15 protein-coding genes and 1 other RNA gene are annotated in these 14882 nt (G+C 70.9%); 6 read left to right on the top strand and 10 right to left on the bottom strand.

Annotation, left to right across the window (positions count from 1 at the left end):
* Window positions 1-6: 6 nt before the first annotated feature.
* From ACWDXC_RS02650 to ACWDXC_RS02660, 3 genes are all read right to left on the bottom strand, one after another.
* Entirely contained in the window at window positions 7-1113 is a 1107-nt protein-coding gene (locus tag ACWDXC_RS02650; protein WP_449977298.1) for an ARPP-2 domain-containing protein, read from the bottom strand.
* On the bottom strand, window positions 1101-2471 hold the full coding sequence (locus ACWDXC_RS02655; protein ID WP_449977301.1) for a hypothetical protein: 1371 nt from the start codon (window positions 2469-2471) through the stop codon (window positions 1101-1103). Before ACWDXC_RS02655 ends, ACWDXC_RS02650 begins: the two co-directional genes overlap by 13 nt.
* A gap of 160 nt (window positions 2472-2631) precedes the next feature.
* Complete coding sequence (locus ACWDXC_RS02660; protein WP_449977304.1) at window positions 2632-3471, bottom strand: phosphatidylinositol-specific phospholipase C/glycerophosphodiester phosphodiesterase family protein; 840 nt, start codon at window positions 3469-3471, stop codon at window positions 2632-2634.
* Between the two features lie 115 nt (window positions 3472-3586).
* Between ACWDXC_RS02660 and ACWDXC_RS02665 the strand changes: the two genes are divergently transcribed.
* On the top strand, window positions 3587-4357 hold the full coding sequence (locus ACWDXC_RS02665; protein ID WP_449977307.1) for a permease-like cell division protein FtsX: 771 nt from the start codon (window positions 3587-3589) through the stop codon (window positions 4355-4357).
* Here the strand turns inward: ACWDXC_RS02665 and ACWDXC_RS02670 are convergent.
* The 6 genes from ACWDXC_RS02670 to ftsE all read right to left on the bottom strand — a co-directional run bounded on the left by ACWDXC_RS02670 (window position 4338) and on the right by ftsE (window position 10706).
* Window positions 4338-5852 carry a hypothetical protein gene (locus ACWDXC_RS02670; protein ID WP_449977309.1) on the bottom strand — a complete coding sequence of 505 codons (1515 nt, stop codon included), beginning with the start codon at window positions 5850-5852 and terminating at the stop codon, window positions 4338-4340. The genes ACWDXC_RS02665 and ACWDXC_RS02670 overlap by 20 nt on opposite strands.
* A gap of 206 nt (window positions 5853-6058) precedes the next feature.
* Window positions 6059-6442, bottom strand: a transfer-messenger RNA (tmRNA) gene (ssrA, locus tag ACWDXC_RS02675).
* Between the two features lie 303 nt (window positions 6443-6745).
* Window positions 6746-8605 (bottom strand): penicillin-binding transpeptidase domain-containing protein, encoded by a 1860-nt coding sequence (locus ACWDXC_RS02680; protein ID WP_449977311.1) that lies wholly within the window; start codon window positions 8603-8605, stop codon window positions 6746-6748.
* Entirely contained in the window at window positions 8602-9069 is a 468-nt protein-coding gene (smpB, locus tag ACWDXC_RS02685; RefSeq protein WP_449977314.1) for an SsrA-binding protein SmpB, read from the bottom strand. Before smpB ends, ACWDXC_RS02680 begins: the two co-directional genes overlap by 4 nt.
* Window positions 9070-9092: 23 nt before the next feature.
* Window positions 9093-9995 carry a permease-like cell division protein FtsX gene (ftsX, locus tag ACWDXC_RS02690; protein ID WP_449977317.1) on the bottom strand — a complete coding sequence of 301 codons (903 nt, stop codon included), beginning with the start codon at window positions 9993-9995 and terminating at the stop codon, window positions 9093-9095.
* A gap of 21 nt (window positions 9996-10016) precedes the next feature.
* Window positions 10017-10706 carry a cell division ATP-binding protein FtsE gene (gene ftsE, locus ACWDXC_RS02695; protein ID WP_091079803.1) on the bottom strand — a complete coding sequence of 230 codons (690 nt, stop codon included), beginning with the start codon at window positions 10704-10706 and terminating at the stop codon, window positions 10017-10019.
* Window positions 10707-10908: 202 nt separating this feature from the next.
* Between ftsE and ACWDXC_RS02700 the strand changes: the two genes are divergently transcribed.
* Window positions 10909-11100 (top strand): hypothetical protein, encoded by a 192-nt coding sequence (locus ACWDXC_RS02700; RefSeq protein ID WP_219499522.1) that lies wholly within the window; start codon window positions 10909-10911, stop codon window positions 11098-11100.
* On the opposite strand, the gene prfB is transcribed toward ACWDXC_RS02700, so the two are convergent.
* The gene (gene prfB, locus ACWDXC_RS02705) at window positions 11086-12201 is read right to left on the bottom strand and encodes a peptide chain release factor 2 (RefSeq protein ID WP_357583999.1); all 1116 of its coding nucleotides are present in this window, start codon (window positions 12199-12201) and stop codon (window positions 11086-11088) included. The genes ACWDXC_RS02700 and prfB overlap by 15 nt on opposite strands.
* Window positions 12202-12248: 47 nt before the next feature.
* On the opposite strand from prfB, the gene ACWDXC_RS02710 reads away from it, so the two are divergent.
* The 4 genes from ACWDXC_RS02710 (at window position 12249) to ACWDXC_RS02725 (ending at window position 14837) form a co-directional block, all read left to right on the top strand.
* Window positions 12249-13271 (top strand): hypothetical protein, encoded by a 1023-nt coding sequence (locus ACWDXC_RS02710; protein ID WP_449977321.1) that lies wholly within the window; start codon window positions 12249-12251, stop codon window positions 13269-13271.
* Window positions 13272-13342: 71 nt separating this feature from the next.
* Window positions 13343-13951: a VOC family protein gene (locus ACWDXC_RS02715; protein WP_219499528.1), complete on the top strand. Its 609-nt coding sequence runs from the start codon at window positions 13343-13345 to the stop codon at window positions 13949-13951.
* Window positions 13951-14421: a helix-turn-helix transcriptional regulator gene (locus ACWDXC_RS02720; protein ID WP_449978158.1), complete on the top strand. Its 471-nt coding sequence runs from the start codon at window positions 13951-13953 to the stop codon at window positions 14419-14421. The genes ACWDXC_RS02715 and ACWDXC_RS02720 overlap by 1 nt, the downstream gene beginning before the upstream one ends.
* A 5-nt stretch (window positions 14422-14426) precedes the next feature.
* A complete protein-coding gene (locus ACWDXC_RS02725) occupies window positions 14427-14837 on the top strand; it encodes a VOC family protein (RefSeq protein ID WP_364172963.1) in 411 nt (136 codons plus the stop codon).
* The last annotated feature ends 45 nt before the right edge of the window (window positions 14838-14882 follow it).

Here is a 14882-nt window from a genome sequence, read left to right on the forward strand (position 1 = left end):
GAGTAGTCAGGTCCGGATATGTCCGCCGACTCTGGACTCCGGTCGCAGCAGGTGGCCGAACCCCGCCCTGTCCATCCGCGCGCGCAGCTCACCGGTCGTGACGCCGAGCACGGCGGCGGTGCCCGGCAGGCTCCACTGGTTCTCGGCCAGTCTGCTCAGCAGGTAGCCCCGCCTGACCTGCGCCTGCGAGAGCCGGAACGTCTTCAGGTACGCCGTCCGGCCCTGGTCGTCGGTGATCATCTCGCCGATGTGGTTCTCGGCGAACCGGTCGAAGACGGGCAGGAACCGCTGGAGCGTGAAGCGCCCCAGCCGGTAGACGTCCTGCACGTTCGGCGCCCGCAGGCCCCCGGCCATGACGGAGTCGTGGAACGCGGCCCACTCCTCCCCCTGCCGCTCGGCCTCCCGCCGCAGGTCGGCGAGCGTGTCCACCCGGCTGTCGTCGATGGCCGCGCGGAAGTCGCGCACCGGGTAGTGCAGGGCGTACTCGTAGATCAACTCGCCGTACAGGTCGCGGATCAGCGTCGGGTGCAGCGCCCGGTAGTCCTCCGGGTGCGGCGTCACGAACGCGCTGGCCAGCGTGTCGCCCACGTACAGGAGCAGCCCGCACTGCCCCGCGTGGAACTCGAAGACCCGCAGCGCGTCGTCCAGCCCGCGCACGTGCGCCCCGGAATAGGCGGCCTCGACGCGCGGCGAGAGCCCGCCGGCGACCGCCGCCCGGGTCCACTCCTCCCAGGCGATCCCCGGCAGGTCGTAGTGCAGCGCGAGGTAACCCTCCAGGGCCAGGTGCAGAGGCAGGATGCGCAGCCGGTTCTTCGCCTCCCGCTGGACCAGGCGGCGGTGCGTCCTGATGGGCACGTGCCGCAGCGGCTCGCCGAGCTGCGTCCCGTAGGCCGCGGCGGGCGTGCCGTCGCCGGTCCACGACGCCACGAACGCGTGCGGCACGTACGCGGTGTAGACGGTCCGATCCGGCAGGAGCGCCATGGACAGCTCGTCGCCGTACACCCGGGCGTGCAGCCGCAGGTCCACGATCGGCTCGGGCCGCACCAGCGGCACCAGCCGCACGCTGCCCCAGGTCTGGGCGGGCATGGTGACCAGCCCGGTCAGATCGAGCATGCCCGCTCCTCCAGGTACGCCCGCAGCTCGCCCAGCCCGGTGCGCCCCTCGGCGAAGCGGGCCAGCTCGACCAGCGCGGGCAGGTCCTCGGCGTCGCGGATCCCGGCCGTCGGCACCAGGGGCGAGAGCCGCCGCACGTCGAACCGGTCGGCGTCGTACACCGGGTTGAGGTGCGCGACCCGTACCTCGCCCGCGGGGTCGAGCTTGCGCCGCCACACGCGCAGCACCTCGGCGGCCAGCCCGGGCGGCGCGTTGTCCCAGCCGTCGGAGACGATCACCAGCCGGTCGGGCCGCGTCTCCAGCGCGTCGAGGACGCGCAGCCCCAGCGGCGTCGCCCCGGCCGGCCGCGCGGCCACGGGCTCGGCCCGCTCCGACAGCCACAGCCCGGTGTAGCGGGAGGCCAGCGCCTCCAGCAGGTAGTGGCAGGCCAGCGCGACCGCGAGCGGCCGGCGCCGCTTCACCGGCGAGCCGTAGGAGGAGAAGCTGTCGTCCAGCACCGCCGTGACGCTCCCCCACGTGCCCGCCCGCGCCCCCGCGACCCGCCGCGCGCCCGCGCGCAGCGCCGCGACGTGCTGCCGCCGCTCGTCCACGGGCAGCGACAGCACGTACGAGGCCGCGCGGACCAGCGGCAGCGCGGCCAGGTCGGCGCCGGTCTCGACGCCGCTCCCGCGTGCCGCGCCGGTCAGCCGCAGCCGCTCCAGCCTCGTCAGCCGGGGCGCGATCCGCTCCAGGAACACCGCCCGGCTGATCCCGTGCCGGGCGGCGAAGCCCTCCGCGACCGTGTACGGCAGCTCGTACAGGGCGTTCTTGTCGTAGTGCGCCCGCCGCCACGCCTCCAGCACCGGCGTCTGGAAGCGGGCGCGGCGGCGCGGCGCGAACAGGAAGTCGCCCAGCTCGCCCGGCGGCGTCAGGTGCGCGTGCCGCACCGCCGCCTTGACCGCCGAGCGGTACTTGACCGCGTCGAAGGCCAGGTCGGGGCGGGCGAGCAGCCAGTCGCGCACGATGGCCCTGGTGCGCCGGTTGTTCACGCCGTCGCGCTGGAGCTGCCTGAACAGCCGGTAGACGCGGGGCGGGCTCATCCGGGCCAGCCGCCGGGCGATCAGCCGCCCGTCGGCGGCGCTGCGCTCCCTGAGCACGGTGGCGATGATCAGGGCGGCGTTGTGGTCGTTGACGTCGAGCGCCAGCGTGGCCGCGTAGAGGCCGGGATAGTTGCCGTGCACGTAGCGGTGCAGGAAGTCGAGCGAGAGCCGCTGCTCGCCCGCCCCGCCGTGGAACTCGCGCTGCCCGGTGGCGGTGATCGCCGCGTTGGCGAAGAGCAGCACGTCCTCGCACTCGATCAGGTCGGCATAGGTGTCCATGAGGCCCCCGGATGACGGTGGGGCTGACCGGGGAATGAGGGCACGAGCTGCGAAGCATCGCGGTAAAGGCGGTTTCCGGAAGTCGCACCGGAGTCCCGCGGTCAGCCTGATCCGGAACTTACCGGATCATCCACACCTACGCGACGAATTAACCGCCTCGTCAGGCCGCCGCGCGCTCGCCGTCGTGCTCCAGCAGGAACCGCTGCAGCCCGGCCAGGTCGTCGGTGTTGACGTGGTCCACGTCCGCCGCGATCAGCTCGCGCCAGAGCGCGTCCCTGGCGGGACCGGCCACGTCCGGCGTCGCCCAGAAGCGGACCCGCTGCCCGTCCCGGTGGGCCGTCGCCACGATGTCACGCAGCTTGGCCCGCTCCGCCTCCGGCATCGGGCCCTCGCCGCGCCAGGTGAAGTGGTTGGTCCAGTTGTCGCTGATCAGCGGGACCAGCGACGCGCCGCCCTGGCCCAGGTCCGACAGGCGGCCGTCGTAGAACGCCGACCGCCGCTCCTGGCCCGCCATCAGCTCACGCGGCCGGTCCCCGCTGATCACGACCGTCACCGCGCCGGGCTTCACCTTGCCCTTGTGGTAGGTGGTCAGCATCTTGCGGTAGGAGCGCAGCACCTGGTCGAGCTCGGTGTAGGTGGCGGCGCCGTTGTTCTTGATGTCCACGAGGAGCTGGAGCTGCTGCCGGCTGCGCGGGTAGACGTGCCCGTGGTTGTCCCGTACGCGCCGGGCCAGCGGGTCGAGGTAGAGCGCCTGGAGGGTGCGGCCGGGACGCAGGTCCTCCGGGTCGTGCCCGACGAGCAGTTCCCCGTCCACCAGGTAGATGTCCGCCTCGACACTGGTGAACCCGTGGTCGAGGGCGTCCAGCAGGGGGCGCTCGTGCTCGTAGTCGTTGTGCGCGTGCGCCCGTGGCAGCGGCTGTGCCCCGGCCGCCGACGCGGGAGCCGCCATCAGGACCAGTGCCCCCGCGGCGACCAGAGCCCCCAGAGCTCGACGGAACATCACATCTCCTCACACATCCGGAACCAGAGATGCGACACACCGTAGATCAGCAAAGTGTGACAGGAGTGACGTTTCGCCCAATACACGGATAAGTCAAGTCTGCAATGATCTCGCCATGTCCCGCCGGAAACTTCCCGCTATCGTGGCCGGCCTCGCCCTCCTCACGGCCGGGCTCGGCATCGGAACCTGGGCCCTCCTCCGCCCGCCGGACGGCCCCCTCCCGCCCCCGGCCGGCCCCTGGCCGACGACGGGCACCATCGCGGTCTTCCTGTGCTCGTCCATCCCCACCGCCGAACCGTGCGAGAAGGGCGCCCCCACCGAGGCCGAGCGCCGCGTGATCGAACAGGCTCTCCGCGACATGCCGGAAGTGTCAGACGTGCGCTTCGAATCCCAGCCGGAGATGTATCAGAGGCTCAAGGAGAGCGGCGATGCCTGGACCGCCGAGATTCGCGTGGATGACATGCCGGAGTCGTACCGCGCGAACCTCACCACACCCGGCGTCCGGACGGACCGCCTGGAAGCGCTCCCCGGAGTGACCAGCGTGCACGTGAACGGGGCAAGCTTCTGGGCCGACAAGGCCGACCTCGGCATCCGCCTCTGCCTGGCGCTCTCCGGGGAGGACGCGTGCAAGGATCGCGACACCACCGTTCAGGAAAGGACCGCCGTCTACCAAGCTCTCCGGGCCATCGACGGCGTGGGCGCCATTTACCTGGAGAGCAGCGAACACGCGACCAAGAACGCCGACCGGGTGCTCCTCAGGGACCTGGACCTCACCCACCCTGAGTTCTTCCATGTCGTCCTCACCGATCCCGCCGTCGCCGAGCAGGTCAGGCGCACGGTGCAGGCGATGCCCGGGGTCGCGGGCATCATCCGGCACCGGCCATGAACGACCTGGCCAGCTTCTCCAGCCCCTTGCGCGCCACCGCCGGGTCGAAGACCGGCTCCCGGTAGCCGTCCGCGTCGACCACGCCGCCGCCCGTCGTCGTCCCCCGGAACGTGAACTCGACCGTACGATCACCGGCCAGCACCTTGATCAGCAGCTCCATCCGGGGCGGCTTCTCCGGGTCCTTCGGGTCGGTCGTCGCGGAGACCACCGCGAACGCCCGGTCGCCGAGCCCGGCGACCTGCTGCCGGGGCTCGTAGGTGGTGTGGGTGACGTCGTCGCCGATGCCGCCCTTGGCCCGGTAGCGGTCGTACTTCCTGGCGTCCCTGTCGAACTGGAACGCCGCCCCCGTGTCGCCGCCGCCCCACTCGGTCACGTGGACGCCCAACCGGCCGCCCCGGGCGGCGTACTCCTGGCCGGGCTCGTGCTCGACCCGCTCGGCGACGGTCCACGTACAGGTGGTCTGCTTGATCCTGCCGTCGCTCCCGCCGACGGCCGGGCCCTCGGCGGCCGGGAAGAACGCGGCCTCCAGGTCGCGGGCGGCCAGGATCGCGCACGGGCCGGTGAGCTTCACCCGGCCGGCGTCCTTGGCCATCTCGGCGGCGACCAGCCCGGCGACCTTGTTCGCCGCCGCGCGCACCTCGTCGCCTTCGGGGTACTTGTCCCCGGTCCGGTTGTCGCCGCCGTACTCGACCTCGATCAGCCACGGCCCCTGCCGGACGAACACCTCGGCCTTCAGCCCGCCGTGCCCGATGGACGACTGGCTGTAGGAGGCGTCGCCGTACGTCAGCTCCTTGATCTCGCCGAACGCCGAGCCGGACGTCCGGCCGTCGACCCGCTTGCCGTCGCGGACGTTCACCCGCCGCCCGGCGGCCTCCTTGTCCTTGCCGAAGCGCTCCTTGGCGTACGCGAGCGCGTCGCGGCCGTCGGCGGCGCGGGCTGCCACGGTGATGCTCAGGTGGCGGTAGCCGATGACGCCGCCGCCGACGTCCATCTTGCTGTTGCGCCACGCGCACGCGGCCCGCTTCTCGTGTTCGGTGGCCGCCTGCGTCGAGGCGTCCTCGCTCGCGTACCTGCCGTCGGCGACCAGGCTCTTGCGCAGGGCGTCCGGGACGAAGGCGCAGACCTGGTCCCCGGTGACCGCCCGCAGCTTCACCGCCTCGGCCACGGGCGACGGCGACCGGGTCCGCTCCCGCCGGTCGTCGTCCACGGCCCCCACCCTGCCCCGCGGCTCGCCGCCGTCCTGGTTGAGCAGCAGCCACCCCCCGGCCAGCCCGCCGACCACGACCACGACCCCCACCACGGCCAGCACCACGACCAGCGGCCCCGGCCCACCGCCCTTGCGCCGGGGCGCCCGAGGCGGCCACGGTCCCCCAGGCCCGGCCGGCCCGTACGGCGGCCCCTGCGGGTTCGGCTGCGGACCGCCGGGCTGCCACCCGGACGGCCCCGGCGGCCGGGCGGGCATCGGTCCGGGAGGTGGCGGGAAGGGGGTGGACACTCGACGACCTCTCGCAGGGCTCGGCACGCGCCCGTTCTCCAGGCATGGCAGTCCGCGAGCCTACGACCCACCGCGCGCATGGCATGTCAGGCAAACACCCGACAAAAGCGGCACCCGTACCAACGAAAAAACGGCCCCCGCCGAAGCGGGAGCCGTCACAACAGACTCGCCCCCCGCGCCCGAAGGCGCGGAGGGCGAGACCACAGATGTGGAGGTGGCGGGAATCGAACCCGCGTCCTTCAACCCCAAGGCAGGGCTTCTCCGGGCGCAGCCTGCTGTGCTTTTCTCAGCCCCGGCGATCACGCAGGCGAGTCGCCGACGGGCTCAGCCACTGTTTGGTTTCCCGATCACCCCCGTGGCCGGGTTGATCGGTTGAGCCTTCTAGCGATGCCAGATCCCGGGCCGAAGGCGCTCCCGGGCTGACAGAGGTTTCGCTACTTAGGCAGCGAGAGCCAGGGAACCCTGGCTGACCTCAGTGCGCTTGGAATTGGCACTTGTTGTTTGCGGTCACAGGATTAACGAGGTTATGTCCGCAGTCCTCGGCCCGCTTCACCTGACTTGCAAAGTCGAAGTCGAAGCCAGTCACCCCCTGTGCAGTTGTCAACACGAGCCCTCGGATGGAACCCGAGGAGATCGCGCATGACGACGATACCTCTCACAACACCGAGGATGCCAACTCAATTCCCGGCATGCCGAAACCCCCGGGAACGTGGCACAGCTGCTCGCGTTCCCGGGGGTCGACCGGCAGGGTCGAGCCGGTCCGGACGGCAGGACTTCCCCCGAGATGAAGTCCTGTCCCATCACGGCGACTGAACCCGCAACCCCCCGAGCGGGCACAGTCATCCTGTAAGACGCAGCCGCACCGCCCAATGGTTGCTCTGTGTCACAACAAATCACGGAGAGTCATTGAGTGCTGCGAAGAAGCTGCCGGCCACGGCCGACGGGTCGTAGTTCCTGGTCAGCGCCGCGATGGCGATCTCGCCCTGCCAGCCGACGAACCAGCCCAGTTGCTTGTCCTTGTCGGCGGCCGTCGCGCGGACCCCGTAGACGCGGCCGCGTCCCGCCTGCGCCGGGGTGCCCTGGGCTCCCGCCTTCATCATCGACACCAGCGCCTTGCGCACGGCCGGGTCGACGGGCACCGGCTGGAGCGGCGGCTGCGGCGTCATCTCGGCCGTGGGGTCGGGCGAGCTGGGCTTGGTGACCAGGACCGGCGGATGCCAGGTGCCGGAGGCGACCGCGCCCGCGACCAGCGCCATGCTGAGCGGGCTCACGAGCACGCTCTGCCCGGCGATGGCCCTGGCCTTGTCGGCGTCGCTGGCCAGCTTGGGCAGCTCACCGCTGAACGACTTGAGCGGAAGCTGCCAGGGCCGGCCGATGCCGAAGTCCTCGGCGCTCTTGGCCAGGTCGGTGGCGTTCACCCGGCGGGCCAGCGAGGCGAGCGCGGTGACGCAGCCCTTGGCGAAGTTCTCCTGGAACGTCGGCGTGGCCCCGGTCATCTGGCTGGTGTTGGCGAACCGCGCCCCGCCGACCGACCGCTCGGGCGGGCACGGCAGCCGCTGCGTGGTGCGCACGCCGGCGTTGACGAGCGCGTCGGCGGCCACGATGGAGAACGCGGTGCCCGCCGGGAACCGGCCCGCCAGCGCGTCCTTCTCCTGGTGCATGCCCTTGGCGCCGACCGCGAGGATCTCGCCGGTGCGCGAGTTGACCGCCACGATCGCGCTCGTCCGGGTGGCCGACACCGCGTGCTCGGCCGCGGCCTGCACGGAGCTGTCGATCGTGGTTTCGACGGAGACGTTCTGCCTGCCCGGCCACTCCTTCAGCGAGGCCATCTCCCGGCCGGACTTGAGGTCGAGCGTGATGACCCGGGTGCTGGTGGAGCCGGTGAGGTAGGCCTGGTAGGCCTGCTGGAGGCCGCTCTGCCCGATGGAGTCGCCGGCCCGCTGCGGGCCGCCGAGCTTCTGCTCGGTCTCCGGGGTGAGCGCGCTGACCTTGCCGACGATCTGCTTGGGATCGTCCGGGTCGACCGGCTGCTCCTGCGGCACGGTCGAGATCTCGGGGATCGCGTCGAGCTTGGCCTTGATCGACAGGTAGCGGGTGCGGCCGAACGTCACGAGCGGCACGGTCACGTTCGGCGGCGCCGAGCGGATCCGGCTCAGCAGCCGGTCCTCGGCGTAGCCGGTGACCTGGGAGAGCTGCTTGACGACCTCTTCGGCGCGGTCGCCGAGCTGCGACGGCACCACGCCCGCCACGTACAGGAAGGTCTGCTCCTGCAGCGCGTTGCCGTCCCGGTCGAGGACGGGCTGGCGCGAGCGCGGCTCGGTCTTGACCGCGAACCGCTGCCCCTCCTGGAGCTGCGGGTGCAGCACGGACGGCGACCAGCGCACCTTCCAGGCCCCGTCGACGAGGTGCAGCGGCAGCACGCCGTCGTAGGTCCACAGCGGGTTGTTGTCGCCCAGGTCGACCTCCGCGGCGAAGTCGGCCTGCGACTCCTCGCCGGTCACCTTCACGCTCTTGATCCTGAACCGGAACGAGGCGGCGTCGAGCTGCAGCTTGACCTCGGACAGCGCCTTGCTCACCGCGGCCGGATCGGCGTCGGTGCGGCCGGCGGCCAGCTCGTAGTCGCCGGCCTGCCAGCCCACCAGGAAGTCGCGCACCGCGTCGTGCGGTGACGCCTCCTCGAAACAGCCGGTCAGCGTCATGCTCGCGACCGCCAGCGTGACGGTCGCGGCGAGTGTACGGCGGGCTCGGCTCATCGGTTGCGGTGCCGGAGCGCCCGGGCCATCTCCCGCTTGGCCTGCTGCTCGGCCAGCGTCTGCCGCTTGTCCCAGTCCTTCTTTCCGCGCGCCAGGCCGATCTCGATCTTGGCGCGGCCGTCCTTGAAGTACAGCGACAGCGGCACGATCGTGAGCCCGCCCTCCTTGGTCTTGGCGGCGAGCTTGTCGATCTCCTTGCGGTGCAGCAGCAGCTTGCGCTTGCGGCGGGCGGCGTGGTTGGTCCACGTCCCCTGGGTGTATTCGGGGATGTGGACGTTCATCAGCCACGCTTCGCCGTTGTCGATCGTGGCGTAGCCGTCGACGAGCGAGGCGCGGCCCTCACGCAGCGACTTCACCTCGGTGCCCTGCAGCACGAGCCCCGCCTCGAAGGTGTCCTCGACGTGGTAGTCGTGCCGGGCACGCTTGTTCTGGGCGATGACCTTCCGCCCGGTCTCACGTGGCATGCTTCGACCTTACCGGCGTTTCGTCAGACCCTGAGGTAGCGGCGGAGCGTGACGAACGACGCCAGCACACAGATCAGCACGCCGATGACCATGGTCAGGGTGATCACGGAGGCGACGTCGTTCCAGCCGATCTGCGCCCCGAGCGCCAGGTAGCGGCCGATCTCCTCGAACAGGAAGACCTTGGCCACGATCAGCATCACGGCCGCGAACACGCCGCCGACCAGGCCGGCGATCATGCCCTCCATGACGAAGGGGAGCTGGATGTAGAGGTTGGAGGCGCCGACCAGCCGCATGATGCCCGTTTCGCGCCGCCGGTTGAACGCCGACAGCCGCACCGTGTTGCCGATCAGCAGGGCCGCCGCGAGTACCAGGATGATGGCGACCGCCAGCGCGCCGCCACGTAGTTTGTCGAGCATCACGAAGAACTTCTCGATCAGCTCTTTCTGGTTCATCGCCTGGGCGACGCCCGGCTGGCCGTTCAAGGCGTCGATCACCGGTTGATACTTGTCGGGATCGGCCAGCTTGACGCGGAACGAGGTCGGCATGTCCTCGACCTTGGTCGCGTTGATCAGCGGGTTGTTGGCGGCGGAGTCCTGGAAGTTCTCGTAGGCCTTGGCCTGGTCCTCGAAGTAGACCTTCTCGACGCCGGGCATGGCCTTGATCTGCTGCTCCAGCGCCTTCGTCTGGGCGTCGGTGATGGCCTTGCCGTTGCAGGCGGGTATCTGGCTGTTCTTGGCGCAGAGGAAGACCGACACCTCGACCTTGTCGTACCAGTAGCCCTGCATCATCGTGACCTGGGCGTTGATCATCAAGCCGACGCCCAGCATCGCCATGCCGACAGCCACGGTGATGATGACCGCGATCGTCATGGTCAGATTGCGACGGAGGCCGATCCAGACCTCGGAGAAGATGAAGTTCGCCCGCATGATGTGTCAGCTGCTCCCTGCTCAGTACGCCTGGCCGTAGACGCCACGCGACTGGTCGCGGACGATCTTGCCGTCCTCCAGCTCCACGACACGCTTGCGCATGGAGTCGACGATGGCCGCGTCGTGCGTGGCCATGACGACCGTGGTGCCGGTCCTGTTGATCCGGTCGAGCACCTTCATGATGCCGATGCTCGTCGCGGGGTCGATGTTGCCCGTGGGCTCGTCCGCCAGCAGGATCATCGGGCGGTTGACGAACGCGCGGGCCATGGCGACGCGCTGCTGCTCGCCACCGGAGAGCTCGTCGGGCATCCGGTGGGCCTTGCCCTCCAGGCCGACGAGCTCGATGACCTCCGGCACGACCTTGCGGATGAACCGCCGGGGCTTGCCGATGACCTCGAGGGCGAACGCCACGTTCTCGTAGACGTTCTTGTTGGGCAGCAGCCTGAAGTCCTGGAAGACGCAGCCGATGCGGCGGCGCAGGTGCGGCACCTTGAAGTTGGAGAGGCGGGCCAGGTCCTTGCCGGCGACGTGGATCGCGCCGGAGTTGGGCCGCTCCTCCTTGAGGATCAGTCGCAGGAACGTGGACTTGCCTGACCCCGAAGGGCCGACGAGGAACACGAACTCGCCCTTGTCCACGTCGACGGAGACGTGGTCGAGAGCGGGCCGGTTCTGGTTCGCGTAGACCTTGGTGACATTATCGAAATGGATCACGAGAGCATCACGGCATGCCAGTCTAGGGGTCAGGACGGAGCGAGGGTGGCACATGCCCACTTCCCGCCGCACGCCGATCGGGGACGCCCATCTTTACCGATGATCGACGTTCCGATTGGCCAGAGCACAGTCTAGGGGGAAGACTGGCATGGAACGTCCATAACGGAAACAAAACGATTGTGCGGCTAGACTTGGGGCTGACATGAGTTGCCAACACCTCGTATGCGCGCAGTGCGCCCACCCAGTCATCGAGGGCCGGTGCGCTCTGTGCCGCGCCAACCGGGAGCGGATGCACGGCCACGGCTTCGCCGGGCTGTCACCCGCCCTCATCGTCACGCTGCTGGTCGTGCTGCTGTTCGCGGCCCTGGCCCTGCGCCACCTAGGCGGGCTCTGACTCCTGGCGGCGCATCCAGCGGATCTCCGACTCGATGAAGCCGTCGAGGTCGCCGTCGAGCACCGCCGACGGGTTTCCCGCCTCCGTGCCCGTGCGCAGGTCCTTCACGATCTGGTACGGGTGCAGCACGTAGTTGCGGATCTGGGTGCCCCATGACGTGGTCGTGGCGCCGCGCAGCTCCGACATCTTCTCGGCCTCCTCCTGGCGCTTGCGCTCCAGCAGCTTGGCCTGCAGCACGTTCATCGCCGTGGCGCGGTTCTGGAGCTGCGAACGCTCGTTCTGGCAGGAGACCACGATGCCGGACGGCAGGTGGGTGATGCGGACGGCCGAGTCGGTCGTGTTGACGCCCTGGCCGCCGGGGCCCGACGAGCGGTAGACGTCGACGCGGATCTCGTCCTCGTTGATGTCGATGTGGTCGGTCTGCTCCACGACCGGCACCACGTCCACGCCGGCGAACGACGTCTGCCGGCGGCCCTGGTTGTCGAACGGGCTGATGCGCACCAGCCGGTGGGTGCCGTGCTCGCCGCGCAGCGTGCCGTAGGCGTAGGGGGCCTTGACGGCGAACGTGGCCGACTTGATCCCGGCCTCTTCGGCGTAGGAGGTCTCGTAGACCTCGGTGGAGTAGTTCTTCCGCTCGGCCCAGCGCAGGTACATGCGCAGCAGCATCTCGGCCCAGTCGGCCGCGTCGACGCCGCCGGCCTGGGAGTTGATCGTCACCAGGGCCTCACGCGCGTCGTACTCGCCCGACAGCAGCGTGCGCACCTCCAGCGCGCCGATGTCGGAGCGCAGCGAGGCGAGCTCGCGGTCGGCCTCGGCCCGCGTGTCGTCGTCGCTCTCCTCGGCCGCCAGCTCGAAGAGCACCGACAGGTCGTCGAGGCGGCGCACCAGCCCCTCGACGCGGTTGAGCTCGCCCTGCATGTGGGAGAGCCGGCTGGTGACCTTCTGCGCCTTGTCGGGCTCGTCCCACAGGTCGGGGGCGGCCACCTGCTCCTCCAGCTCCTCGATCTGCTTGCGCATGCCGTCGAGGTCGAGCACGTCCTGGATGCTGCGCAGCGTGCCCGCGAGCTCGTTGATCTCTTCTGCCGGATCGATGACTGCCACGTCTCCCTAGGGTACGCGACCCTCGCGTGCCCGAATAACATGGCGAGGTGCGTGTACACGGTCGGCTGAAGGCGCTGGCACTCACCGTCGCCTTGCTGACGGGGGCGGCCGGCTGTTCCAGCGCTGCCGCCCCGGCTCCCGGCCCGGCGGCCACGCCCCGCGGCGCCACGCCCACGCCCTCGCCCACGGCGTCCCCGACGGCGCCCGTCACCGCCGTGACGCCGGAGGAGGCGGCCGAGGTGTTCGCCACCTTCACCGCCACCGACAACCTGCTGCGCGCCGCCGGTGACCAGCGGCTCGACATGGAGCTGACCCGCGACGCCGAGGCGCGGCTCACCGCCGCCGCGTTCCTGTCGACCTCCGGCAAGCCGCCGACCCGCGCCTGGGGCTCCCCCACGCTGTACGTGCCCCGCTTCCCGGCAGGCGAGCGGGCGCCCTGGTTCAGTGTGGTGGCCACCCGCGACGGCCACCCCACGATGCTGACCTTCGCCAAGGCCGGCGACTGGCGGCTCGGCGCCGCCGCCCGGCTCCTGCCCGGCCGGGAGCTGCCGCCCGTCGCGCTCGACCCCGACGGCTACGCCACGGCGATCCCCGCCGACGACAAGGCCATCACCGTCAGCCCGCAATACCTGGGCCCCCTGCACGCCACCGTCGCCGAGACGGGCGGCGACGGCGTGGCCGCCGGCCTCATCGCCGCGGGCCCCCACACCACCGAGGTCGCCGCCCAGATCACCGCCGACCGCGAGAAGGCCAAGAAGAACGGCTTCAGCTACGACTCGATCTTCACGGCCAACGACTTCCCCGTCTACGGCCTGCGCACCGCCGACGGCGGCGCCCTGATCCAGTACGCGCTCTCGCGCACCACCACGACGACCACGAAGACGGCCGAGGACGACTACATCCCGGTCCCGTCCTCCGCCCGCTGGGCCATCTCCGCCCCCGTCGTCCGCCGCACCCTCCGCCTCTCCGAGGTGCACCAGTACGTCACCTCCGTCCCGGCCTCCACGACCCGCAAGGCCGCCGAGGTCATCGCCCACGACGGCTCCCTGGTCCGCGCCGGCGGCGACTGACGCGGCGCGGTCCCCGTACCGGTCAGGAATCGAGAAGCCTCCGGGCGGGGCCCGCCACTAGCGTCGGCGACATGACATCCATCGACTCCGTCACCCTTGAGGTGGACGACCTCGCCGCCGCCGAGAAGTTCTACTCCGCCGCCTTCGGCCCGTGCGAGCAGCTTCGCCTGCGGCCCTCGGAGGCGCCGGCGACCGGCTTCCGCGGCTTCACGCTGTCGCTCGTCGTCTCCCAGCCCGCCAACGTGAACGCCTTCTTCGACGCCGCCGTGGAGGCGGGAGCGACGGCCCTGAAGCCGGCGGCCAAGTCGCTGTGGGGCTACGGCGGCGTGCTGCGGGCCCCCGACGGGACGGTCTGGCAGGTGGCGTCGTCGTCGAAGAAGGACACCGGCCCGGCCGCCCGGCAGGTCGACGAGTTCGTGCTGCTGCTGGGCGTGGCCGACATGGCCGAGAGCAAGCGGTTCTACGTGGAGCGCGGCCTCACCGTGGGCAAGAGCTTCGGCAGCAAGTACGTCGAGTTCGCCGCCGGTTCGAGCCCGGTCAAGCTGGCGCTGTACAAGCGCAAGGGGCTGGCGAAGGTCGCCGGCGTGTCCCCCGACGGCTCCGGTTCGCACCGGCTCGTGGTCGGCGCCGACGCGGGTGCCTTCGCCGACCCGGACGGCTACCTGTGGGAGACGGCGTAGTGTGCCGCCCCGGCTGGGGGCGCGCCGACCTCGCCGCCCCGGTGCGGGTCCAGGACGACCTGACGCGGCTGCGCCGGGTCAAGGACCGGATCGACCGCGAGTACGCCCAGCCGCTGAACGTGGAGGCGCTGGCCAGGGGCGCGCACATGTCGGCCGGGCACCTGAGCCGCCGGTTCCGCCAGGCGTACGGCGAGTCTCCGTACTCCTACCTGATGACGCGCCGGATCGAGCGGGCGATGGCCCTGCTTCGGCGCGGCGAGCTGAGCGTCACGGAGGTGTGCTTCGCGGTCGGCTGCTCGTCGCTGGGCACGTTCAGCAGCCACTTCGCCCAGCTCGTGGGCGTGCCGCCAAGCGTCTACAGGCGGCAGGCGGGGGGCGCGACGGAGGGCATGCCGTCGTGCGTGGCGAAACAGGTGACCAGACCGGTCAGGAATCGGGGGGCGTCGATGACCGAGCCGCAACTACCGTAACCGTCATGGACATCACGATTCACTCCAGTTTCCTGCCGCATGACGATCCGGACGCCTCGCTGGCCTTCTGGCGTGACGCGCTCGGCTTCGAGGTGCGTTCCGACGTCGGGCAGGGGCGGATGCGCTGGATCACGGTGGGGCCGGCCGGGCAGCCGGGCACGTCCATCCTGCTGGCGCCGCCGGCCGCCGATCCTGGCGTGACCGAGGACGAGCGCCGCACGATCGCGGAGATGATGGCCAAGGGCACGTACGGGTGGATCCTGCTGGCCACGCCCGACCTGGACGGCACGTTCGAGCGGGTGGCCGCCGGCGGGGCCGAGGTGGTGCAGGAGCCGACCGACCAGCCGTACGGGATGCGCGACTGCGCCTTCCGCGACCCGGCGGGCAACCTGGTGCGCATCCAGCAGGCAGGCTGACGCCGGCGCAGGCGCCCCCGGAGGAGACGCCCACGCCGGGTCGCC

The organism is Nonomuraea sp. NPDC003214, assembly GCF_053590035.1.

What these genes read in the sequence shown, in the direction of transcription:
- ACWDXC_RS02650 (WP_449977298.1), bottom strand. Translation starts at nt 1,113, where the DNA reads ATGCTCGATCTGACCGGGCTGGTCACCATGCCCGCCCAGACCTGGGGC.
- ACWDXC_RS02655 (WP_449977301.1), bottom strand. Translation starts at nt 2,471, where the DNA reads ATGGACACCTATGCCGACCTGATCGAGTGCGAGGACGTGCTGCTCTTC.
- ACWDXC_RS02660 (WP_449977304.1), bottom strand. Translation starts at nt 3,471, where the DNA reads ATGTTCCGTCGAGCTCTGGGGGCTCTGGTCGCCGCGGGGGCACTGGTC.
- ACWDXC_RS02665 (WP_449977307.1), top strand. Translation starts at nt 3,587, where the DNA reads ATGTCCCGCCGGAAACTTCCCGCTATCGTGGCCGGCCTCGCCCTCCTC.
- ACWDXC_RS02680 (WP_449977311.1), bottom strand. Translation starts at nt 8,605, where the DNA reads ATGAGCCGAGCCCGCCGTACACTCGCCGCGACCGTCACGCTGGCGGTC.
- smpB (WP_449977314.1), bottom strand. Translation starts at nt 9,069, where the DNA reads ATGCCACGTGAGACCGGGCGGAAGGTCATCGCCCAGAACAAGCGTGCC.
- ftsX (WP_449977317.1), bottom strand. Translation starts at nt 9,995, where the DNA reads ATGCGGGCGAACTTCATCTTCTCCGAGGTCTGGATCGGCCTCCGTCGC.
- ACWDXC_RS02700 (WP_219499522.1), top strand. Translation starts at nt 10,909, where the DNA reads ATGAGTTGCCAACACCTCGTATGCGCGCAGTGCGCCCACCCAGTCATC.
- ACWDXC_RS02715 (WP_219499528.1), top strand. Translation starts at nt 13,343, where the DNA reads ATGACATCCATCGACTCCGTCACCCTTGAGGTGGACGACCTCGCCGCC.
- ACWDXC_RS02725 (WP_364172963.1), top strand. Translation starts at nt 14,427, where the DNA reads ATGGACATCACGATTCACTCCAGTTTCCTGCCGCATGACGATCCGGAC.